Raw genomic sequence first — 21,957 nt, forward strand, 5'->3', positions numbered from 1 at the left:
TTATCGCCCGGTCTTGTCGGCAAGCTCCGCCAGCCGCTTGCGCAGGAACGCCTGCTCGGGCGCCTGGTGACATAGTGAAAGCGCCGTCTCGTAGGACTGTCGTGCTTCGTCTTTGCGGTTGAGCTGGCGCAGGAAATCGGCCTTTGCGGCGTAGGCCAGATGATATCGGGCCAAGCGGTCTTCGCTCAGCAGGCCATTGACGATCTCGAGCGCAGCCGCCGGTCCATCGCACATCGAAACCGCGACTGCCCGATTGAGTTCGACCACCGGCGAGGGATGCGCCACCAGCAGCAGATCATAAAGCATCACGATCCGCCGCCAATCCGTCCGGTCCGCCGTTGGTGCGCGTACGTGCTCGGCGGCAATCGCCGCCTGCAGCGCATAGCTGCCGACGCTTTCGCCCGCCATCGCCTCGGTCGCGAAGGCCAGCCCCTCGCGAATTCCCCTGATGTCCCAGAGCCCACGGTCCTGATCGGCAAGCAAGATGAGGTCGCCGGAAGCGCTGGCGCGCGCGAGCCGCCGCGAATCCTGCAGGAGCATCATCGCCAGCAATCCGGCAACCTCCGGATCGGGCAGGAGCTTCAGCAGCAAGCGGCCAAGACGGATGGCTTCGGCGGCAAGATCGGCGCGGACGATCGTTGTGCCGGATGATGCGGAATAGCCTTCGTTAAAGACCAGATAGATGACATGCAGCACCTGCGCCAGTCGCTCCGGCAACTCCGTCTTTGCCGGAACTTCATAGGGAATTTGGGCGGTCCGAATGCGATTCTTGGCGCGAACGATACGCTGGGCGACGGTCGGCGCGGAAATGAGGAACGCATGGGCGATCTCTTCCGTCGTCAAACCGCAGACCTCGCGCAGCGCCATCGCCGTCTGCGCCTCCGCCGGGATGATCGGATGGCAGCAGGTGAAGATCAGCCGCAGCATATCGTCTTCGATCTCTTCGCCTTCGGCGATCTCGATCATCTCGCCCTCCGGATACAGGCTGTCGACGATGTCGGCCTCCGAGGCATCGAAGCGCGCTCGCCGCCGGATGTGGTCGATCGCCCGAAAGCGGCCTGTCGAAACCAGCCAGGCATAGGGGTTGGCCGGCAGGGTCTCTTCCGTCCATTGCTGCGCCGCTGCCGCGAAGGCATCGTGAAGGGCCTCCTCCGCCCGGTCGAAATCGCCGAGCAGACGGATCAGCGTCGCAAACACGCGGCGTGATTGGCTGCGGTAGATATCGTCGATGGTTTCGTTCAGCGACACGGCGGTCTCTTGCTCTCCTGTCAGGTGCCGGGAAGGGTCAGTATCCGGATCGGACGGATTTCGATGGCGCCATGGCGGCCGGAGGGGATGCGCCGGGCAATCTCCGTTGCATCGGCCATATCGGCAGCCTCGATGAGATAGAAGCCAGCCAGATGCTCCTTCGTTTCGACGAAGGGGCCATCCGTTGTGGAAAGTGCCGATCCGCGCGGGCGGATGACGATTGCGTTGTCGGGTGTCGCCAGAGCATCTGCAAGGATCAGCTCGCCGTTCTGCCGCAGGCTCTCGTCATAGGCGAAGTGCTCGGTGATCAAGCCATCGACCTCGGTAGAGGTCAGCGTGCCGTCGACGTCCGCGGAGGTGTAGATCAAGCATAAGAAACGCATCTCGCCATCCTCCTATGCCTATTCGTCTGGAAACCGGATGTCATAGGCCGGGCGGACCTCGATCATGCCATACCGGGCGACAGGGAAGGTTGCGGCGATGCTTATCGCCTCGTCCATATCCTTCGCCTCGATCAGTACGAAGCCGCCAAGATGCTCTTTCATTTCGGCAAAGGGGCCGTCTGTGACACCGGTCTCACCCTTGCGCATTCGCACCGTCCTGGCAGTCTCCGGCTCACGCAAGGCATTGGCAACAATAAGGTGGCCGCTCTCGCGCAGCCGGTTGTCATTGTCGACCGAGTCCTGTGTCAGCTTTCGTCCTTCCTCTTCGGAAAGCGTGCTGATCTCGGCGGTATCAAACCAGACCTGGCAAAGGAACTTCATAGTCGCCTCCTCAAATGTCGGGGCCGAAGGAATAGATCGGCCGCACCTCGATACTGCCAAGCTTGGCGAGCGGGATGCCCGCGGCGACACGGATCGCATCATTCAGGTCTTTCGCTTCGATCAGGATGAAGCCGCCAAGATATTCCTTGGTCTCGATGAAGGGACCGTCAGTCACCGACGTCTCGCCGTTGCGGACCCGCACCGTCACCGCCGAGCTTGGCGATTGCAGCGCTTCGGCATGGATCATGTGGCCGCTCGCCATCAGATCGCGGTCATAGCCGAGCGAATCCGAATCGAGCCTGTGCTTGTCCTCCTCGGTCATGACATCGAGCTTCGTGCCGTCGAACCAGACCTGGCAAAGATATTTCATCGCAGCGCCTCCTCTTTCCGTTTGCTGACAGCAATAGACGAGCGGTCCGCACGGAAATCGACATCCCGACCGGCACCATGACAAAAAATTTCCTCGCTGTCGAAAAAGGGTGGGGCCGCTCGACAAGGTTCCGTCATCACCAAAGGAGAGACGGACATGCACACCTTGGAAACAGCATTGGTGAATTACTGGGCTAGGAAGACGTTATCGGAGAAGGATCTGATGGAGACGCCGGATCTCGGCAAGGTCGTTCTTCGGACCGCAATCGGCTTTGCTGCTTTTGCGGTTCTGATCCTCTGCCTCAATTGGGTCGCCGCTTCGACGATCGATCGGCCGCAGGTCGCTGCCGCCGATCAGGGCGTTTGATGCCGGAGGCCAAAAAATAATGGGCGAAACGGCCGCGCTAGCTGAAGTGCGGAATACGTCCTGTTACGAAACTCCGACTTTTCGCAATCGCGGTGGTCACTCTATCTGGCGGCAAATCGCTTCTTTGCTTCATCAGTACTCGGCATATAGAGCGAAACGGCATTTCCATCGGGGTCCCGAAACTGAAACGTTGTGTTGCCCCAAGGCATTGTCTTGAGTTCATGCACGAGGGGCACCTTGTCTTTGAGACGAGCATATTCGGCGTCGATATCGTCGACCTGAAACTCCAGAACGAGACTGCGATTGGTGCAAGGTTCGGCGCTGCCTTCCTTCCAGAGCGCAACCGTTTCCGCTGAACCAATCGCTAATACGGCGCCGGGCAAGACTATTTCGGCAAAGACCGGCGCTAGCCACTGCGCTTTCACGTTTGCGACCATCTCGTAGAAGGCGGCCAGTTGCTTGATGTCCGCGGTGATGATGCGTGTCGATGCAAATTTCATTGTGGGCTCCTTTTCACACGATGGAGCTTGTCGCACAGCCCTGTTGCCACCATTATGGCAGCAGGAGTCAGTATATGCGTCGAGCCGATCGCCTGTTTCAGATCATTCAAATCCTGCGTCGGAGTACCCGGCCGGTGACTGCTGCTGACATTGCGCAAGAACTTGAGGTCTCGAAACGCACCGTTTACCGCGACATTGGCGATCTCATAGGCCAGAGGGTGCCGATTTCGGGTGAAGCAGGCTTCGGCTATTTGCTGGATTCCGCCTACGATATGCCGCCGCTTATGTTGACGCCTGATGAAATCGAGGCTGTGATACTGGGCGCGCAATGGGTCGCCGGCCATTCCGATACTCTCATTGCCAACGCCGCCCGTGATGTCATCGTCAAAATTGCGGCCGCCGTTCCTGAAAACTTGCGGCCGTTTATTGACGAGCCGAGCATTGGCGTGAAACCAGGCGTGCGCCCGCCAACGGAAATCATTGACGTTGCCGACATCCGGGAAGCGATCCGTCAGAGACGTAAATTGGCGCTGAGCTATCAGGCGGAGAACGGCGAGATAACAGAGCGCATCGTGTGGCCAGTCATCCTCGGCTACGCGGAGAGCCATCGCATGCTGGTGGCTTGGTGCGAATTACGGCAGGATTTCAGGCACTTCCGCTGCGACAGGATGACCAGGGCAATTCTGTGCGATGAAACCATCGGCCTGCGCCCCGGCGAGCTCCGCCGCAAATGGCAGCAATGGAGAGCGGAACAATTCGAGCTGCTCCAGACCCGCGATCAAGCAATCATGAATGCAAAAGCAAATGGCTTGAGTCGCTAACGACGGCTTAGCGATGCTGCAAACAGACATTCTGCGACACTGGATGTGCGGAATGCTTCACGAAAGTGTTTCCGGCGAGATAAGCCGCCGGAAACAACACTCTTATAAATTGATCCAGCATCAATGCCTGCTTGAATCCCACATTTCAGTTCGGAGCTGGGGCGAAACGCCACTTACTCCTACTGGAATGCGGTTTCGAAGAAACTGCGCAGCTTGCGTGAATGCAGCGTTTCCGGCGGCATCGCGGCCAGCTTCTGGATGGCGCGGATACCGATCTGCAGATGCTGGTTCACTTGCGTCCGGTAGAAGGCGGTCGCCATGCCCGGCAGCTTCAGTTCGCCGTGCAGCGGCTTATCGGAGACGCAGAGCAGCGTGCCGTAGGGAACGCGGAAACGGAAGCCGTTGGCGGCAATCGTCGCTGACTCCATGTCCAGCGCCACGGCGCGGGCCTGCGACAGGCGCTTGACCGGCCCTGCTTGATCGCGCAGTTCCCAGTTGCGATTGTCGATCGTGCCGACCGTACCTGTGCGCATGATGCGTTTCAGCTCGAAGCCCTCATAGCCGGTGATTTCGGCAACGGCTGCTTCCAGCGCCACCTGCACTTCGGCGAGCGCCGGGATCGGCACCCATACCGGCAAGTCGTCATCGAGAACGTGATCCTCACGCATGTAGGCATGGGCCAGCACGTAGTCGCCGAGCCGCTGGCTGTTGCGCAGACCGGCGCAGTGGCCGAGCATCAGCCAGGCATGCGGGCGGAGCACGGCGACGTGGTCGGTGATCGTCTTGGCGTTGGACGGGCCGACGCCGATATTGATCATGGTGATGCCGGCGTGGCCCTTCTTTTTCAGATGGTAGGCCGGCATTTGCGGCAGCCGTGGCGGGGCCGTGTTCCCCTCCGGCTGACTGGAACCGGCCGGCGTGATAATATTGCCCGGCTCGACGAAGGCGGTATAGCCATCGCCGCCCTTGGCCATCAGGTCACGCGCCCAGTGGCAGAATTCGTCGATATAGAACTGATAGTTCGTAAAGAGCACGAAGTTCTGGAAATGCGTCGCGCTGGTCGCAGTGTAGTGGGCGAGGCGGGCGAGCGAATAGTCGATACGCTGTGCGGTAAACGGCGCCAGTGGTGAGGGCTCGCCTGGCGGCGGGATATATTCGCCATTGGCGATCTCGTCGTCGGTCGTGTTCAGGTCCGGCGTATCGAAGAGATCGCGCAGCGGAATATCGTCAAAAGCGGCGGCCGAAGCCTCCACATGTGCGCCTTCGCCGAAGGCGAAATGCAGCGGGATCGGCGTCGTCGATTCCGATACGACGACCGGTACATTATGGCTGCGCATCAACAGCGACAGTTGTTCTTTCAGATAATGCCGGAAGAGTTGCGGGCGGGTGATGGTGGTCGTGTAGACGCCCGGCGCCGTGACGTGGCCGTAGGAAAGACGCGAATCGACATGGCCGAAGCTTGTCGTTTCGATGCTGACCTGTGGGTAGAAGGCGCGGTAACGCGCCGCGATCGGCGCACCCTTGGCGAGCTTCGTGAAGCTGTCGATCAGGAACGTCGTGTTACGCTCGTAAAGCTCGGTCAAAGCTTCGACTGCCTTGGCAGGATCGTCGAAACTCCGCGGCTGAAACGGACTGGGTGAAGAAATGTCGAGGGGTGAAAAAGGAGAGATTCGGTTGCTCATGCGCCATTATAGAGTGCCGTCTTTAACAAGCAAACGACGTTACAAGGCGCGCTATCCGATTTTCGCAGCTATTTTTATAGCGTTTCGCGGTTCATTTCTCGAAAGCGGCGAAGTCGGCCCTATTGCACCGTCGTGCAATAGGGGCTGCCCGTCTGCAGGCAAGTGAAGCTTGCGCCGAAATGCGATTGCGCACCGCTGCGGCCGGTATGCTCAACCGCTACCGAAAAGGTGATCGCAAAGATGGCGGCAAACAGCATGATGATGCCGAAACGCCGCGCCATGATGATCGTGTTCATTGTCCTGGCCCTACCCGTGCCCTATCCTGGACACTGTTTTGCCATGGTCATGCTGAACAGGTGCTGAGACACTGGTTCATCCAGTGTTCAGAAATATTAGCGGCTTATGAACCTTGAGCCGAAGGTCTTTCCCAAGCGAAGCACGTATTGATCGGCCCCGCATTCGCTCGGCGAAGTATCTTTTAAAGCTTCGTCCAGGTTTGCGACTTGCAGAAGATCTTGAGCACGCAACCCTGCATCTTCACGGTTTTACCGCTGACGGTGCCGGAGCCGCTATAGGTCTTGTTGTCCTCGGGATCCGTAAGTTCGCCCGTGTAAGCTCCGTCCTTGCCCTGCATCTTGCCGATCTGGCGGCCGGCGTATTTGCCGGTCTTCAGCGTTACGCAGTAGCTGTCGGCGCAAGGCGTGATGGCGGCGGTGTCACCCTCCGTGGTCTTCCAATTGCCGACGATCGGCTCGTCGGCCAGGGCCACGCCTGCGCTGAAAAGCAGTGCTGCGGCGAGAATGGTGGCGCGGATCATGGTCTTTCCTCCCGAATGTCCTTCGGCCCCACAGCCCGGACGTGGCGAAGTTATCCAATACGGACGTAAAGGCAAATAGACTTTCCGGCACGATTTTCCTGCCGGTTGGCCCTTCCGATCGCATCGAAAAATAACGAGCCTTGTTTCAGCGGCTGTTTTCGTGGTGAACGAAGGGTTTAGATCCAAACCTTAACGAGGCGTAAAACTGGCTCAAAAGTCCTTAATTTGCAAGGGAAGCGATGTTTAACAAAATCCCAAGTTTACCAAGCATTTGTACTTTGTTTGCATCGAATTAAGCATGCATTTTAGCCGTTTTTTGAAAGCCGTCTGCGATAGTGAAGCCATCAAACGAGCGGGGCAAACCCGCCGACCGGAAGGATCATCAAGCCGCGATAGACGGCAAGGTCCGGAAGGAAAAACAGGGTCGATAACGAATAGACTGAAACAGGGATTGAACCGATGGCACGCTTCGAAATACCGACATCCGAAATGGCCATGATGGGTGGCAACAGCGCTGAAGCCCTTTGCGAGCTGGGCATAATCTATGCGACCGGCAGAGGGTGCAAAGCAGACCTCGTTGCTGCCCATAAATGGTTGAACATCGCCGCCATCAAGGGCAGCGACCGCGCCGCCGAGCTCCGCGCCGACGTCGCAGCCACGCTGACCAAGATGGAACTCGCCTCGGCACTTCGCGCCGCCCGCGAGTGGATGACCACGCACTGAAGCGCGTCACCAAGAATACGAATATTGCCTCGAAAGAGGGGACCCGGCAGCGGGCGGAGAGGCGCGCTGCCACTATCAGAAAAACCGCGACCGGCCGGAAACAAGGCCGGCGCGGTTTTTCGTTTTTTAGGTCAGCCGATTGCCTTCAACACCTTCGGCAGTGCTTCGGCTAGAAGGTTGAGATCGCGCTCGGGGCCGACGCTGATGCGAATGCAGCGATTGAGCGGCGCAACGCCCGGCATGCGGATGAAGACGCGGTGCTGGATCAACCCATCGACGATGGCACGCGCATAGGCGCCGTCGCGGCCGCAATCGACGGCGACGAAATTGGTGGCGGAGGCAAGCGGCAAAAGCCCGTTATTGCGGGCGATCGTGCCGATTTGCTCTCGTGCGGCATGGATTTTGCCGACGACTTCGGCGAGGTAGGCTTGGTCCTTCAGCGCCGCGAGCGCGGCCGCCGTTGCCAGCCGGTTCATGCCGAAATGATTGCGGATCTTGTCGAAAGCCAGCACCGTCTCCGGCAAGCCGATGGCATAGCCGACGCGCGCGCCAGCAAGGCCGTAAGCCTTGGAGAAGGTGCGGGTGCGCAGCACATTCGGCAGATCGATCAGTGCGGAAATATCGGGCAGGGAGCCGGCAGGGCCGGTTTCGCTATAGGCCTCGTCGAGGATGAGCAGGCAGCTTTCCGGCAGGGCGCGGGCGAAAGCGACGATCCTGTCGGCATCACACCAGCTTCCCATCGGATTGTCGGGGTTGGCGAAATAGACGAGCGGCGCGTTTTCGCGCTTCACCGCCGCGAGCAGCCCATCGAGATCCTCGCGATCGTCGACATAGGGCACCGTGACCAGCCGGCCGCCGAAGCCGGCCACATGGAAATTGAAGGTCGGATAGCCGCCGAGCGATGTGACGACGGGCGCTCCCGGCTCGACGACCATACGCACGATGAGACCGAGCAGGCTGTCGATGCCTTCGCCGATGGCGATATTCGCAGGCTTGACGCCGAGATGCGCGGCGAGCGCTCCCTTCAGCGCGAAATTTTCCGGATCGTTGTACTTCCAGATCTCGCCGGCCTGTTCGCGCATGGTCTCGAGAACCGAGGGGGCGGGGCCGAAGCCGTTTTCATTGGCGCCGATGCGTGCCTGGACGATCAGGCCGCGCTGGCGTTCGAGGGCCTCCGGGCCAACGAAGGGCACGGTGGAGGGAAGGGCGCTGATCAGCGGGGTGAAGCGCGAAAAGGCGGACATTCTGGCTTGTTTTCCGAACTCTGTTGCAAGGCGCAGCACAATAGGCGCTTGGCGAGCCGTTGCAAGGGCGGAAAAGCCTGATGCCGACGCCTATTGCCGCTTGCCTCGCGCCGCCATCGCTTCGACATTGCCGATCATGAAATCGGCGCGCACGACGCGTCTCAATGTTTCCGGCTCGATCAGGTTGATGAAGCGAACATTGACGCGGTTGCCTACGCGGTTGATCTCCGCGCAGCCGATGCGATAGGCGAGGCCGAGGATGTTCAGATAATAGTGCGTCGGCAGGCCAACGGTCGTACCGACGATGAAGCTGGCGCCGCCCTGTGAAATGTCGATGATCTCCGCACTACGGCTTGAGATGCCTGTCAGACATGGGCGTACGGCAATGATACGGGCTGGGCGCTGAACGAAGAACCGTTCCCACTTCCGTTCATAGACTTCGGATTTGACTTTCGCCAGATGCGTAGCGCGAAGCATTGTCATTCCCCGGTTGGAGGCTACCGAATTCATCTCGGTTACAGCATCAACCTTGCACGGAGATTTTGCCTAAGCGTCAACTGAGCCAATCGAATTTTAACGATTCGGCAGTTTTTCAGCCGGTTGGGCGGACTCGCATGCCCCATGGGTCGTTTTTTGAACCCTTCGCGCCATGAGACGTTCCCTTTTTGTCGGCGGTTTTCAGGCCGTCTCATCAAGCGTGAGGATAGGGATGATGGTCGATATCAGAATTTCCCGAGGAACATGGGTTGTCGTTTGCGACGGCGCCAAGGCGCTGATCCTGAAGAGCTCGGATAGTGGCCCGCATCCGGATTTGCGAACGTGCGAAACCATGGAGCAGCCGCATGCACCCGATCGGGAGCTCGGCGCAGATAAACCGGGACGCACGCATCAGGCCGATGGGTTCGCAGGGAGTGCGGTGGAAGAAACGGAATGGCATGAGCAGGCGGCGGCCGAATTCCTAAAAAGCGTCGCGGCAAAGCTCGATGTGCTAGTGCAGCAGAAAGGCATCAGCCGCCTCATCCTCGTGGCGCCGCCGCGCGCACTCGGCGTCCTGCGGCCTCATCTCGGGGCTCATTCGCAGGCGGTTATCGTGGCCGAAGTCGCCAAGGACCTGACGAATTTTCCAATCGATCAGATCGAGCGCCATCTGGCCGCTTGAAACGATGGCGAGGGACGAAATACAGCCGTCCCTCGGTAACCGCGCCTGAACGGCGCCGTCTCTCTAGCAATGCCTCATCTTGACAGCAGCATCCGCTTCGATCATACGAAAATCCGGTTCGAGGCGCCGGCCGCTCGCGGATGAAAATCCATGGTGAAGCCCTCGCGAATATGGTCACAGCCATCTGGCGCATGCTGACTGGCGGTAATGCGAGCTCCGATCTGCAGTCGTAAACGCATGCCTTCCGAGAGGCTGACTCCGTGACGACGATCTATCCGTCCATCGATGAATTGAAAGCGCAGGCCAAACGTCTGCGCCAAGCCATGGCCGAGCGCGGTGGCGAAATGGCCCACAGCGCAGCCCTTGAATTGGTCGCCAAGCAATATGGGCTGCGCGACTGGAACACGCTATCGGCACTCGCCGCGAAACCGAACGCGGCGCCGACTGCGCCGGTCGCTGTCGGGGCAGCGGTGCGTGGCCGCTATCTGAACCAGCCCTTCACCGGTAAGGTACTGGCACTCTCCGAGCAGTCCGGCGGGCTTTACAGAATCACCATCCATTTCGACGCTCCGGTGGATGTCGTGACCTTCGAGAGCTTCTCGGCCTTCCGGCAGCGCATCAACGCCCAGATCGACGTCAACGGCGTCTCGCCGCGGAAGACCTCGGACGGCGTGCCGCATCTGGTGCTGGACATCTAACAACCATCCTTTCATCAATCGATCGCGGCCGTCCTTTGGCGGCGCGCGATGCTGCGTGGATTTCGCTATGACGAATCATTCCGAAAGCAACATGTTCCTGACCGGCTGGTTGCCGGGCGTCTTTGCCCGCACGGCCGCACCGATCATCATGATCACAACCATCAACGGCCTGTTTGCCGTCGTCGATGCCTATTTCCTCGGCGTCTTTGTGGGCGCCGATGCACTCTCGGCGGTCAGCCTCATTTTCCCAGCGCTCATGCTGCTGATCGCGTTGCAATCGCTGGTCTCCAACGGCATGGCGAGCATCCTGGCACGCCGTCTGGGGGCGGGAGATCGAACGGGGGCAAGGCAGGTTTTCAGCGCCGCCCATGGCCTGGCCCTGGCGGTGGTGATCCTGGTCAACGCGCTCTATTGGACGGTCGGGCGGCAGGTCATCACAACAGGGGCGGCTGGCAATGCCGCTGTTGCCGCCAATGCCGGCGCCTTCATGGGCATCATGGTCGGCTTTGCTCCGGTGAGTTTCCTGTTGTCGGTGCATATCGACGCTCTGCGTTGCGAAGGCAAGATCGGCTTCATGACGTTGGTGACGCTTGCCTCGACCCTGCTCAATATCCTCGCCAATTGGCTGCTGATGGCGGTGATGCACTGGGGCGTCATCGGCTCCGCCGCCGGTTCGATCGCGGCGCAATTTATTTGCCTGGCGGTCATTCTGCTCTACCGTTGGCGGCAGCCGGGTGCGCTTAGGCCGTCAACATCCTTTCCGGTTACCGAGTGGCGAGGGATCGCCGCCTTCGGTGCGCCGATGAGCCTCGGTTTCATCGGCATATCCCTGAGTTCTGCGGCAATCCTTTTCAACCTAGCGATCTGGCACCAGGGAGACTATGTCGCGACGGTGGGCGCTTACGGAATCATCACCCGGGTGATGACCTTCGCCTATCTGCCGCTCCTCGGTCTCAGCATCGCACTACAGACGATATCCGGTCACAATCACGGCGCCGGGCTCTCCACCCGCGTCGGGCGGAGCCTGCAGATCGCCATGGTGTCGGCGCTGATCTATTGCAGCGTGGTGGAACTGGCTGTCGAAATGCTGGCGGGCAGGCTTGGCAGTATTTTCGTCGGGGATTCCGTCATTGTTGCGGAGGTGGGGCGTATATTGCCCTGGACGGTCGGCGCCTATTTCCTCTTCGGGCAGATGATCGTGCTGTCGTCCTATTTCCAGTCGATTGGCGATGCGAAGCGCGGCGCGATCTTCGGCCTGGCGCGACCCTATCTCTTCACCCTGCCGCTGACATTCCTGCTGCCCTTCGTGTTCGGCGAAACAGGAATCTGGATGGTGCCGGTCTTTGCCGAAACGGGAATGCTTCTGCTCGCCTGGTTGGTGTTGTCGCGCAATGCCAGGGACCGCGGGTGGCGATACGGTCTGCTACCGGCATAAAATTGAAAGGCCGCGCCATCGAGGCGCGGCCTTGCCATGCTCTTGGGAGTTTATGCCTTGAGAAGCCACTCATGTTCCGGCGCGTTGTGGAATTTCCAGACGCGCTTCGGACCGGCCATGACGTTGAGATAATAGAGGTCGTAGCCATGGCAGGCGGCGCAAGGATGATAGCCCTTCGGCACCAGCGTCACATCGCCATCCTCCAGCGCCATGACCTCATCCAGCGAGCGATCATCGGTATAGACCCGCTGGAAGCCGAAGCCCTGCGGCGGGTTGAGGCGGTGATAATAGGTCTCCTCGAGGAAGCTTTCGTTCGGCAAATTGTCCTGATCGTGCTTGTGCGGTGGATAGGACGAGGTATGGCCGCCCGGCGTGATGACTTCGACAACCAGCAGCGAATGCGCCGCGCCGTCATCCTCCGGCATGATGTTGTTGACATAGCGGACATTGGTGCCCTTGCCGCGCGTCAGCGCCGGGTGGGTGCCCGGCGGAATGGCGCGAGCCTCATAGGAGCCGCCGCCCGGCGCCGAGCAGACGGCGAGCTCGAGGTCGGTCTCGGCGACGACGGACCAGTTGGAGCCGGCCGGAATATAAAGCGCGTGGGGCGCGCCTTCGAAGGGGTTCATGCGACCGCCGAGCGAACCGAAATCCTTCGCGCCTGCCTTGGCGCTCGCCTTGCCGCTGACCCAGACGAGGCAGACCTCGCGATCGCCCGTCTCAGCCGAAGCCGTTTCGCCGGGCTTCAGCCGGTAAAGGTCGAAGCCGACATAGGTCCAGCCGGCATTTTCGGGCGTGACATGGGTGACACGACCATGGGAGCCATCAGGTTTGACCTTGAGATTTGGCATGGGTGTTCTTCCTCTATTGTCTGGGAAAACGCTCCTCGCCAACCATCCAACAGGGGAAGTTAACGAGGGCTGCTTGTTTTCCGTTACCCCTTGGGAAAACCTTCGGTTTCCACCGTATAACCGGCTGCCGTCATGATGCGCATCAATTCGGCATGGCCGATCTCGGCCATTTTCTGCGGCGGAGCCTTGCGCGGGTCCTGCTCGGCTTCGACGACGAACCAGCCTTCATAGCCGTGATCCGCAAAACGCTGGACGATGGCGCCGAAATCGAGCGAACCGTCGCCCGGCACTGTGAACGCGCCGAGCGCCACCGCGTCGAGGAAGGACTGCCGGCTGCGATCCAGTCCATCGACGATAGACTTGCGGATATCCTTGACGTGAACGTGGTTGATGCGGGCGTGGTGGTTGTCGATGGCGCGCAGCACGTCGCCGCCGGCAAAGGCCAGGTGGCCGGCATCGAGCAGAAGCGGAATGCCTTCGCCGGAATTGCGCATGAAGGCATCGAGTTCCGGCTCGGTTTCGACGACGGCCGCCATGTGATGGTGATAGGAGAGCGGCATGCCCTGCTCGGCGCACCATTCGCCGAACTCGGTGAGGCGGCGGGCATAGGCCTTCATCTCGTCGTCCGAAAGACGTGGCTTGGTGGCGAGCGGCTTGGAGCGATCGCCCTGGATGGAGCGGCCGACTTCGCCATAGACGATGCAAGGCGCGTTGACCGCCTTGAACAGCTCGATCATCGGAGCGATGCGATCCTTGTTTGCGGCAAGCTCCTCATTGACCAGCGTACCCGAGAACCAGCCGCCGCAAAGCGTCACGTCAGCGGCGCGCAGGATGGGCAGCATCTCATCGGGATTGCTGGGGAAGCGCCGGCCCTGTTCCATGCCGGTAAAGCCCGCGCCGCGGGATTGCCGCAGGCATTCTTCGAGAGATACGTCGTCGCTGAGCTCCGGAAGATCGTCGTTCCACCAGGCGATGGGCGACATGCCGAGTTTGGCCTTCATCAATAGTCTCCTTAAAAGCAGTGTTGGAGGAGCGGGACAGCTCCTCCAGAAAGATGACGGAAATTGATCAGCCGATACGCTGGGAGGCGCGGGCTTTTTCATAACCCGCACGGGCCTGGTTGACCTCGGCGCGCGGGCTGACCTCGGGAACGGCGACGTCCCACCAATGCCCGCCTTCGTCTGTCGTGATCAGCGGATCGGTGTCGATGACGATGACCGAGGTGCGGTCGTTCTTTTTCGAGGCTTCGATCGCCTGTTCGAGCTCGGCGATGGAGGCGACCTTGACAGCAACGGCGCCCATGCTCTCGGCATGCGCCCGGAAATCGATCTCCGGCATGATCTCGTGACGCGAATCCTTGAGCAGATTGTTGAAGTTCGCGCCGCCGGTCGCCATCTGCAGCCGGTTGATGCAGCCGTAGCCTCTGTTGTCGAGAAGGACGATCGTGAGCTTCAGGCCGAGCATGACCGAAGTCGCCAGCTCCGAATTCAGCATCATGTAGGAGCCGTCGCCGACCATGACGACGACTTCCTTGTCCGGGCGTGCCATCTTGGCACCAAGGCCGCCGGCGATCTCATAGCCCATGCAGGAGAAGCCGTATTCCATATGATAGCTGCCGGGTGCGGTCGCTGGCCACAGTTTGTGCAGCTCGCCCGGCAGGCCGCCGGCCGCGCAGAGCACAATGCTTTTCTCGCCGCCGAGCGTGCGGGTGACGGCGCCGATCACCTGGGCGTCGGAGGGCAGGGCGGTATTCGTCGTCGCCATCGCCTTGGCGGCTGCCTCCAGCCAGATCTTCTTTTCCCGTGTTGCCTTCTCGACAAGAGCCGCCGGAGCTTTCCAGCCAGAGAGGCCGGCAGATAGGGCCTTCAGCCCTTCGCGCGCATCTGTCACCAAGGGGTGACCATTGTGCTTCAGCGCGTCGTAGGCCGCAATGTTGAGGCCGACCATGGTCAGTTTTTCGTTCTTGAACAGCGCCCAGGAACCGGTGGTGAAATCCTGGCAGCGGGTGCCGACAGCGATCACCAGATCGGTTTCTTCGGCAATCGCGTTTGCAGCCGAAGTACCGGTGACGCCGACCGAGCCGAGCGCCAGCGGATGCGTTTCGTCGATCGCCGATTTACCCGCCTGTGTCACGACGACGGGAATGGCATGTGCTTCCGCGAAAGCAGCAAGCTCCTTCGTCGCCTGGGAATAAAGTACGCCGCCGCCGGCGACGATCACGGGCTTTTCGGATCTGCGGATCAGTGCGATCGCGTTTGCCAGCTCGTCCGCATCCGGCTGCGGGCGGCGCGGCGTCCAGATGCGTTCCTCAAAGAAGCTCTCCGGATAGTCGAAGGCCTCGGCCTGTACATCCTGGCAAAGCGACAATGTCACCGGACCACAATCGAATGGATCGGTCAGAACCTGCATGGCGCGCTTCAGCGCCGTGATGATCTGCTCGGGCCGGGTGATGCGATCGAAATAGCGCGAAACCGGACGGAAGGCATCGTTGGCCGACACCGTACCGTCGCCAAAATCCTCGATCTGCTGCAGCACGGGGTCGGGCGCGCGGTTGGCGAAGACATCGCCGGGCAGGAACAGCACGGGGATGCGGTTGACATGGGCGACGCCGGCAGCGGTCACCATATTCAGCGCGCCGGGACCGATCGATGTCGTGCAGGCCATGAAGCGCTGACGGAAACTCGTCTTCGCATAAGCAATAGCCGCATGCGCCATGCCCTGCTCGTTATGGGCGCGGTAGGTCGGCAATTCGTCGCGCACCTGATAGAGCGCTTCCCCCACGCCGGCGACATTGCCATGGCCGAAGATCGCCCAGACGCCACCGAAGATCGGCTGCTTCTGGCCATCGATCACCGTCATCTGCTTTTTGAGGAAATGCGCGACGGCCTGCGCCATCGTCAATCGGATCGTCTTGCCCATGGGGCGCCTCCCAAATGCATTTTAGTCCATTGTTTGCGCATCGCTTGACCCCGAAAAGCGGTATCCGCCTTTCGGAGCGATGCGCCAGCTATTCCAGGCCGCGGGTTTTCAGCCACGCCTGGGTCAATTGCCGGAAGCGGCCCGCCATGTCGGCGATCGCTTCCTCGTCGTTCATGCCGCCCGACATCCAGGTGCGCGCCGCATCGGAAAAGATCGTCCGTCCGACGGCAAAACCCTTGACGGAGGGCGCGGCCAGCGTCGCCTCGAAGCTGCGGATCAGTTCCTCCGCCGGCGCTTCCAGGCCAAGCAGCACGATACCCCTACACAATGGATCATTTTTGGCGATCACAGCATCGATTTTTTTCCAGGCCGCAGTCGATTCCTGCGGTTCCAGCTTCCACCAGTCCGGCTTGATGCCGAGCGCGTAAAGCTCTTCCATCGCCGTCGGGATTGTATCGTCGGTCAGCGGTCCGTTCTTGCCGGCGATGATCTCGACCAACAACTCGCGGCCGACCTTGCGGGCCGCTTCGAACAGTGTGCGCAGCTTCTCCTGCTGCTCCGCCTTCAATTCCGCCGGGTCGTTGGGATGGTAGAAGCAGAGGCATTTGATGCAGTGGTTGAGCGGCCATTCGACGAGTTGTGAGCCGATATCCTGGCTGAATTCGAATTTCAGCGGCTTGGAGCCTGGCAATTCGACGGGGCGGCCGATCCAGCTGAAGTTCTTGGTGGCGGCATCGAAGAATGCATCGCGACCGAAGCGCTCGTCGATCAGCATGCCATAGCCCGCGCGCCCACTAGAAACGCGCGCCGCCGCCTCGACCGCAAGCCGTTTGAAGGCAACGATTCTGTCGTGGCCGATACCCAGTTCGTCGGCGACGCTGACGAGCTGCGAACGATGATCGATGGCAAGCGCCATCAGCAACGGGATCTCGTCACTGCGGCGCGTCGTCGCCCAATGAATATGGTTGATCGCCTCGTCCTTGCGCAGCGCCCGGTGCTTGCTGCCCGTCTTCAAGAAGAAGTCGAGTTCGGCCCAGGTCGGATATTCCGGCGAGCAGAGCAAGCGCGAGACCGCAAAGGCCCCGCAGGCATTGGCCCAGGTGGCGCAGGTCTTCAGCGGTTCGTCGCGCAGGAAGCCGCGTAGGAAGCCGGACATGAAGGCATCGCCGGCGCCAAGCACGTTGAACACTTCGATTGGAAAGCCCTGGCCGACGATGCCGGCTTCGAGGTCGTCGGAGATCGGGCCGTCATAAACGATGCAGCCCATGGCGCCGCGCTTCAGCACGATGGTTGCCGAGGAAAGGCGTCGGATTTCCTTCAATGCGCCGAGCACATCGTCGGCGCCCGAGGCAATCATGATCTCCTCTTCGGTACCGATGATCAGATCGCAATCCGGCAGTGTCTCTTTCATCTTCGAGGAGACACGATCCGACTTCACATAACGTTCGAATCCCTCGGCGTGGCCGGCGAGGCCCCAGAGATTCGGCCGGTAATCGATATCGAAGATCACCTTGCGGCCATTCGCCTTGGCGATGCGGATCGCCTTGCGCTGTGCGGCCTCCGTGTTCGGCTTGGAGAAATGCGTGCCCGAAACCAGCACGGCGCGGGAGGACTTGATGAAGTTCTCATCGATGTCACCCTCGTCGAGCGCCATGTCGGCGCAGTCGGAACGATAGAAGATCATCGGCGAGACGCCTTCGGCCTCGACCGCAAGCAATACCAGAGCCGTCAGCCTCTCCTTGTCGGTGGCGATCCCCGCCGTCGCGACGCCCTCGCGTGCCGCCTGTTCATGGATGAAACGGCCCATCTGCTCGTCGCCGACGCGGGTGATCAAGCCGGATTTCAAGCCGAGGCGCGCCGTGCCGATGGCGATATTGGCGGGGCAGCCGCCGACGGATTTCGCAAAAGATCCGATATCCTCCAGCCGCGAGCCGATCTGCTGTCCATAAAGATCGACGGAGGAGCGGCCGATGGTGATCACGTCGAGTGTCGCCTCCGGCTGGGCGCCAGGATTGTCGTGTGCCATAATGTCCTCCCGTCCAGGCATGATCCCCATAACTCTTTGGTTTTCGATAGGGTCACGCGTTATTGAAAGTGCCGGTCCGTCCGTCTTCGTTTTCGCCCGGGCTCTGATCGATTTCGCGGCTATCTCCCGCAGCCGCGTTCATGCATGTAATGAAACATTGGTTCCGTAATTTTGTCAATTCGGAATGTTTATTCCATTTTGGTTTTGTGGAATTTTGCAACCGCTTCTTTCCTCCGCCGTTCAGCGATGGCGACGGGGAAGGCCATGATCAGCGCCATGGATGCCGACAGCGAGCGGAAACCGGCAAAATCGGCCTCCGCCACCTCGAACCAGTGGGTGGCGCATCCGGTAAGCGGGGAAAAGGCCGAATCGGTGATGGCGATGACCGGCACGTTGCGTCCGGCAAGGTCCTGCGCCTGGGCGAGGCTGTCGGCGGCGTAGGGAGAGAAGCTCGCGGCAATCGCTGCATCCCTTTCCGTGGCAAAGCGGGCAAGCTCGCCATCGATGCCGTTCGGCGAAGCGACGATCTGATGGCGGATGTTCAGCTTGGAAAAGGCGTAAGTCATGTGCGCCGTCAACGGATAGGAACGGCGCTTGGCGATAAGATAGATCGTCTCGGCCGCGGCGAGCACATCCACTGCCTTGGCAAAAGTATCCGTCTCGATGGTCGCGGCAAGCTTGTTGATCGATTGACTGGCGGCAGAGAGAAAGCCCGAGAGAATGCCGGCCTCTTCATCCTCGATGCCGGATTGTTCGAGCGTGATCAGCCGCTCCTCGTAGCTCAGCGTCCGGTCGCGCAGCCTCTCACGGAAAATGCTCTGCAGGTCGGAGAAGCCCCCGTAGCCGAGATGATGGGCAAGGCGCACCAGCGTCGAAGGCTGGACATCGGCGGCTGTGGCGATGCTTGCCGTGGTGCCGAAGGCGATTTCATCCGGATTGCCAAGCGCGAAAGCCGCAACCTGCGCCAGGCGTTTCGGCATGGAATTCTTACGCTCGATGATGATGCTGCGAAGGCTTTCAAAATCCCGCGGCACTTTGGTTCGCGTTTCGATTTCGTTGTCCATGCCCCGCCCTTCTCGACGTCTTACCCGTCAATGAAACAAATATTCCATATTTTGCAAGATAACGGATTTTGAATAATTCGACACGATTATTTTTAAGCGTATGAATTTACTTCCATAAATTTCATTTCATTGATGGCATGCCGCAATCACTTGATGCACCGGCTTGTCAAAACGGTCCAAATATTCCAAAAATTGCGCATGCTTCAGAGGAAGCTGATGGAGGAGATAGATATGAAGTCGCTTGGCGTCGGATTGATCGGAACCGGCTATATGGGCAAATGCCATGCGCTGGCGTGGAACGCGGTCAAGACCGTCTTCGGCGATGTCGAACGGCCGCGCCTCGTGCATCTTGCCGAGGCCAATGCGGACCTCGCAAAAGCACGCGGCGACGAATTCGGTTTCGAAAAGGCGACCGCCGACTGGCGCGAATTGATCGCCGATCCCGAAGTCGACATTGTTTCCGTCACCACGCCGAATCAATTCCATCCGGAAATGGCGATCGCGGCACTGGAAGCCGGCAAGCATGTCTGGTGCGAAAAGCCGATGGCGCCGGCTTATGCCGATGCCGAACGCATGCTGAGCGCCGCCAAGGCTTCGGGCAAAGTCGCCATCCTCGGCTACAATTATATCCAGAACCCGGTGATGCGGCACATCAAGGCGCTGATCGGCGAGGGGGCGATCGGCGAGGTCAATCACGTCCGTGTCGAAATGGATGAAGATTTCATGGCCGATCCGGAAGGCCTCTTCTATTGGAAGAGCGAGCTTGCCAGCGGTTATGGCGCGCTCGACGACTTCGCGGTGCATCCGCTGTCGCTGCTCTGGTTTCTGTTCGGTCATGTCGAAGCCGTTATCACCGATATGACAAAACCCTATGCCGAACGGCCGTTGAAGGACGGCAGGCGGCGCGCGGTCGAGAATCACGATCTGGCCAATGTGCTGATGCGGCTCGGTGGCGGCATTTCCGCGGTGCTGATGGCGAATCGCTCGGCTTGGGGACGCAAGGGCCGTATCGCGCTACAGATCTTCGGCTCGAAGGGCTCGATCGTCTACGATCAGGAGCGGATGAACGAATTCGAGCTTTATCAGGCGGATGGCAGGCAAACCGAGCAGGGCTTCCGCAGGATTCTTGCCGCGCCGGCTCACCAGCCCTATGACCGGTTCATCCCCGCGCCTGGCCACGGACTCGGCTTCAACGATCTGAAGATCATCGAATGCCGGGAGCTGATCCGCGCCATTTCCGGCGATAAGGCATCCGTCGTTAGCTTCGTGGACGGTTTGCGCATCGAAAAATCGGTGCACGCCATGGCGCAATCGTTCCATGAGCGCCGCTGGGTCGAGATATCGGCCTGAGGCTCTGCCCTAATTTTCTCCCGATCTCGGGCGCAAGGTCAGCTATGATTGACGCTTGCAAGGGGAGGGGTTACCCCTGAAATCCGTGAGAGCGTCGCCCTATATCAGGATAACGAGCCGCTATAACTATATAATGGAGTAAGGATCGTGACGGGCAGATTGGTCATTGTCGGGGCCGGGCAGGCCGGTTTCGCGCTTGCCGCCAAATTGCGGACGCTTGGAGATTCGAGGCCGATCACCATTATTGGCGCGGAGGAAAGCCTTCCCTATCAACGGCCGCCGCTGACCAAGAAATATCTTCTTGGCGAGATGGCCTTCGACCGGCTGCTGTTCCGCCCTGAGCATTGGTATGCCGACAACAATGTCGAGATTCGCCTGTCCACCTGGGTCGAGCAGATCGACCGTGCCGTAAAACAGGTGATCATGCAGGACGGTTCGGTGCTGGGCTATGAAACGCTGGCGCTGGCGACCGGCGCCACGCCGCGCCAATTGCCGCCCTCCGTCGGGGGCGCGCTCGAAGGCGTCTATCTCGCCCGTGACAAACGCGATGCCGATCAGCTCGCCAGCGAAATGCGCGCCGGCCGCCGTGTTCTCATCATCGGTGGCGGTTATATCGGCCTCGAAGCAGCGGCGGTCGCCCGTCATCGCGGCCTTGAAGTCACGCTTATCGAAATGGCCGACAGAATCCTGCAGCGCGTCGCCGCGAAGGAAACGGCCGACATCATGCGGGCGATTCACCGCAAACATGATGTCGTCATCCGTGAAAAGACCGGCCTCAAGCAACTGATAGGCAAGAACGGCCATGTCGTCGCCGCCGAGCTGTCCGATGGCTCCACCATAGACGTCGATTTCGTGATCGTCGGCATCGGCGTTGCCCCGAATGACAGGTTGGCCAAGGAAGCGGGGCTGGAAGTCGGCAACGGCATCATCGTCGATTCGTTTGCCCGCACCTCCGATCCCTCGATCTTCGCCGTGGGCGATTGCGCCGAACTGCCTTGGAACGGCGGCCGCATCCGTCTCGAATCGGTACAGAACGCCGTCGACCAGGCAGAAGCGGCAGCGGGAATAATCGCAGGCGGCAACGAGCCTTATGATCCGAAGCCATGGTTCTGGTCGGATCAATATGACGTGAAATTGCAGATCGCCGGCTTCAATCTCGGCTACGACGAAACACTGCTGCGCGCCGGCGCCCGCGAAGGATCGGCTTCGGTCTGGTATTTCAAAGAGGGCCGCTTCATTGCCGTCGACGCCATCAACGACGCAAAGGCCTATGTAACTGGCAAGAAGCTGCTGGAAACCGGCATCAACCCGGCAAAGGTTGTTCTGGCCGACTCGACCGCGGACCTTAAGCAGTTGCTGGGTTAAGAAGGAACCCTACGCCGGCTATCGGGTTCCCCCTGCAGGATGCGCATAACGCCGAATGCAGGGAGAACGTGCATGGAGACGAAAAAGCGCTTGCGTCCATAAATGATTGGCCGTATCAGGGCCGCACCGGAGAGGTGGCCGAGTGGTCGAAGGCGCTCCCCTGCTAAGGGAGTATACGTCAAAAGCGTATCGTGGGTTCGAATCCCATCTTCTCCGCCATCCTGCTTCATACCCATACTGAAGATATAGGTAACGGTTCGTCCCCCAGGACTTGGGCAAGACAGCCGAGCGCCGAACAGATGGTTTGGTCCTCTTCTCTAAATCGATATGGCCCAGCTCATATGGGCATGAACGCACTGGCCGATTCGTCCGCGCCTCCGGCCTCTCGTTCTTGTAATGATTGACGATCTTGCCGCCGGCCTTGCGCGAGGATGCTGGGGGGGGGGGGGGGGGGGGGGCGGGGGGGGGGGCGGGGGGGGGGGGGGCGCGGGGGGGGGGGGGGGGCGGCCGGGGGGGGGACGGGCGGGGCGCGCGGCGGCGCGCGGGCGGCGGCGGCGC

23 protein-coding genes and 1 tRNA gene are annotated in these 21,957 nt (G+C 60.2%); 9 read left to right on the top strand and 15 right to left on the bottom strand.

Features of this window, described 5'->3' with window-relative positions; all coding sequences use genetic code 11:
• Genes GGD50_RS02530 through GGD50_RS02545 form a run of 4 tightly spaced genes read right to left on the bottom strand, consistent with a single transcriptional unit; the run spans window position 1 to window position 2,382 of the window.
• Window positions 1-1,242: an RNA polymerase sigma factor gene (locus GGD50_RS02530; protein WP_107107549.1), complete on the bottom strand. Its 1,242-nt coding sequence runs from the start codon at window positions 1,240-1,242 to the stop codon at window positions 1-3.
• A gap of 26 nt (window positions 1,243-1,268) precedes the next feature.
• Window positions 1,269-1,631, bottom strand: coding sequence for a YciI family protein (locus tag GGD50_RS02535; RefSeq protein WP_107107531.1), 363 nt, complete (start codon window positions 1,629-1,631; stop codon window positions 1,269-1,271).
• A gap of 18 nt (window positions 1,632-1,649) precedes the next feature.
• Window positions 1,650-2,012 carry a YciI family protein gene (locus GGD50_RS02540; protein ID WP_107107532.1) on the bottom strand — a complete coding sequence of 121 codons (363 nt, stop codon included), beginning with the start codon at window positions 2,010-2,012 and terminating at the stop codon, window positions 1,650-1,652.
• A gap of 10 nt (window positions 2,013-2,022) precedes the next feature.
• Window positions 2,023-2,382, bottom strand: coding sequence for a YciI family protein (locus GGD50_RS02545; RefSeq protein WP_107107533.1), 360 nt, complete (start codon window positions 2,380-2,382; stop codon window positions 2,023-2,025).
• 156 nt (window positions 2,383-2,538) lie between these two features.
• Between GGD50_RS02545 and GGD50_RS02550 the strand changes: the two genes are divergently transcribed.
• Window positions 2,539-2,748, top strand: a complete 210-nt coding sequence (locus GGD50_RS02550; RefSeq protein WP_107107534.1) for a hypothetical protein — start codon at window positions 2,539-2,541, stop codon at window positions 2,746-2,748.
• A gap of 101 nt (window positions 2,749-2,849) precedes the next feature.
• Here GGD50_RS02550 and GGD50_RS02555 read toward each other — a convergent pair whose 3' ends face one another.
• On the bottom strand, window positions 2,850-3,248 hold the full coding sequence (locus tag GGD50_RS02555; RefSeq protein WP_107107535.1) for a VOC family protein: 399 nt from the start codon (window positions 3,246-3,248) through the stop codon (window positions 2,850-2,852).
• Between the two features lie 74 nt (window positions 3,249-3,322).
• On the opposite strand from GGD50_RS02555, the gene GGD50_RS02560 reads away from it, so the two are divergent.
• On the top strand, window positions 3,323-4,069 hold the full coding sequence (locus GGD50_RS02560; RefSeq protein ID WP_107107536.1) for a helix-turn-helix transcriptional regulator: 747 nt from the start codon (window positions 3,323-3,325) through the stop codon (window positions 4,067-4,069).
• Between the two features lie 179 nt (window positions 4,070-4,248).
• On the opposite strand, the gene GGD50_RS02565 is transcribed toward GGD50_RS02560, so the two are convergent.
• From GGD50_RS02565 to GGD50_RS02575, 3 genes are all read right to left on the bottom strand, one after another.
• Window positions 4,249-5,751, bottom strand: a complete 1,503-nt coding sequence (locus GGD50_RS02565; protein WP_107107537.1) for an AMP nucleosidase — start codon at window positions 5,749-5,751, stop codon at window positions 4,249-4,251.
• 119 nt (window positions 5,752-5,870) lie between these two features.
• Window positions 5,871-6,047, bottom strand: coding sequence for a hypothetical protein (locus tag GGD50_RS02570; RefSeq protein WP_181316024.1), 177 nt, complete (start codon window positions 6,045-6,047; stop codon window positions 5,871-5,873).
• 182 nt (window positions 6,048-6,229) lie between these two features.
• Window positions 6,230-6,568 carry a DUF2147 domain-containing protein gene (locus GGD50_RS02575; protein WP_107107538.1) on the bottom strand — a complete coding sequence of 113 codons (339 nt, stop codon included), beginning with the start codon at window positions 6,566-6,568 and terminating at the stop codon, window positions 6,230-6,232.
• A gap of 459 nt (window positions 6,569-7,027) precedes the next feature.
• Between GGD50_RS02575 and GGD50_RS02580 the strand changes: the two genes are divergently transcribed.
• A complete protein-coding gene (locus GGD50_RS02580) occupies window positions 7,028-7,291 on the top strand; it encodes an SEL1-like repeat protein (protein ID WP_107107539.1) in 264 nt (87 codons plus the stop codon).
• A 131-nt stretch (window positions 7,292-7,422) separates the two neighbouring features.
• Here GGD50_RS02580 and GGD50_RS02585 read toward each other — a convergent pair whose 3' ends face one another.
• Together GGD50_RS02585 and GGD50_RS02590 are read right to left on the bottom strand one after the other, a co-directional pair.
• Complete coding sequence (locus GGD50_RS02585; RefSeq protein WP_107107540.1) at window positions 7,423-8,535, bottom strand: pyridoxal phosphate-dependent aminotransferase; 1,113 nt, start codon at window positions 8,533-8,535, stop codon at window positions 7,423-7,425.
• 90 nt (window positions 8,536-8,625) lie between these two features.
• Complete coding sequence (locus tag GGD50_RS02590) at window positions 8,626-9,018, bottom strand: pilus assembly protein PilZ (protein WP_107107541.1); 393 nt, start codon at window positions 9,016-9,018, stop codon at window positions 8,626-8,628.
• A gap of 229 nt (window positions 9,019-9,247) precedes the next feature.
• Between GGD50_RS02590 and GGD50_RS02595 the strand changes: the two genes are divergently transcribed.
• The 3 genes from GGD50_RS02595 (at window position 9,248) to GGD50_RS02605 (ending at window position 11,827) form a co-directional block, all read left to right on the top strand.
• Window positions 9,248-9,694 carry a baeRF12 domain-containing protein gene (locus tag GGD50_RS02595; protein WP_107107542.1) on the top strand — a complete coding sequence of 149 codons (447 nt, stop codon included), beginning with the start codon at window positions 9,248-9,250 and terminating at the stop codon, window positions 9,692-9,694.
• Between the two features lie 260 nt (window positions 9,695-9,954).
• The gene (locus tag GGD50_RS02600) at window positions 9,955-10,392 is read left to right on the top strand and encodes a glyoxalase superfamily protein (protein ID WP_107107543.1); all 438 of its coding nucleotides are present in this window, start codon (window positions 9,955-9,957) and stop codon (window positions 10,390-10,392) included.
• Window positions 10,393-10,459: 67 nt separating this feature from the next.
• Window positions 10,460-11,827, top strand: a complete 1,368-nt coding sequence (locus GGD50_RS02605; protein ID WP_107107544.1) for an MATE family efflux transporter — start codon at window positions 10,460-10,462, stop codon at window positions 11,825-11,827.
• Between the two features lie 50 nt (window positions 11,828-11,877).
• Here GGD50_RS02605 and iolB read toward each other — a convergent pair whose 3' ends face one another.
• The 5 genes from iolB to GGD50_RS02630 all read right to left on the bottom strand — a co-directional run bounded on the left by iolB (window position 11,878) and on the right by GGD50_RS02630 (window position 18,684).
• A complete protein-coding gene (iolB, locus tag GGD50_RS02610; RefSeq protein WP_107107545.1) occupies window positions 11,878-12,675 on the bottom strand; it encodes a 5-deoxy-glucuronate isomerase in 798 nt (265 codons plus the stop codon).
• An 83-nt stretch (window positions 12,676-12,758) separates the two neighbouring features.
• Window positions 12,759-13,676 carry a myo-inosose-2 dehydratase gene (gene iolE / locus GGD50_RS02615; RefSeq protein ID WP_107107546.1) on the bottom strand — a complete coding sequence of 306 codons (918 nt, stop codon included), beginning with the start codon at window positions 13,674-13,676 and terminating at the stop codon, window positions 12,759-12,761.
• A gap of 67 nt (window positions 13,677-13,743) precedes the next feature.
• Window positions 13,744-15,594, bottom strand: a complete 1,851-nt coding sequence (iolD, locus tag GGD50_RS02620) for a 3D-(3,5/4)-trihydroxycyclohexane-1,2-dione acylhydrolase (decyclizing) (protein ID WP_107107547.1) — start codon at window positions 15,592-15,594, stop codon at window positions 13,744-13,746.
• A gap of 88 nt (window positions 15,595-15,682) precedes the next feature.
• Complete coding sequence (locus GGD50_RS02625) at window positions 15,683-17,620, bottom strand: bifunctional 5-dehydro-2-deoxygluconokinase/5-dehydro-2-deoxyphosphogluconate aldolase (protein WP_183937657.1); 1,938 nt, start codon at window positions 17,618-17,620, stop codon at window positions 15,683-15,685.
• 188 nt (window positions 17,621-17,808) lie between these two features.
• Complete coding sequence (locus tag GGD50_RS02630; protein ID WP_183937659.1) at window positions 17,809-18,684, bottom strand: MurR/RpiR family transcriptional regulator; 876 nt, start codon at window positions 18,682-18,684, stop codon at window positions 17,809-17,811.
• A gap of 231 nt (window positions 18,685-18,915) precedes the next feature.
• On the opposite strand from GGD50_RS02630, the gene GGD50_RS02635 reads away from it, so the two are divergent.
• The 3 genes from GGD50_RS02635 to GGD50_RS02645 all read left to right on the top strand — a co-directional run bounded on the left by GGD50_RS02635 (window position 18,916) and on the right by GGD50_RS02645 (window position 21,618).
• The gene (locus GGD50_RS02635; RefSeq protein WP_183937661.1) at window positions 18,916-20,034 is read left to right on the top strand and encodes a Gfo/Idh/MocA family protein; all 1,119 of its coding nucleotides are present in this window, start codon (window positions 18,916-18,918) and stop codon (window positions 20,032-20,034) included.
• Between the two features lie 147 nt (window positions 20,035-20,181).
• Window positions 20,182-21,399 (top strand): NAD(P)/FAD-dependent oxidoreductase, encoded by a 1,218-nt coding sequence (locus GGD50_RS02640; RefSeq protein WP_183937663.1) that lies wholly within the window; start codon window positions 20,182-20,184, stop codon window positions 21,397-21,399.
• A gap of 128 nt (window positions 21,400-21,527) precedes the next feature.
• A tRNA-Ser gene (locus GGD50_RS02645) sits at window positions 21,528-21,618 on the top strand.
• The last annotated feature ends 339 nt before the right edge of the window (window positions 21,619-21,957 follow it).

The sequence above is a fragment of the Martinezella paranaensis genome (genome assembly GCF_014200235.1).
Taxonomy (GTDB): Bacteria; Pseudomonadota; Alphaproteobacteria; order Rhizobiales; family Rhizobiaceae; genus Rhizobium; species Rhizobium paranaense.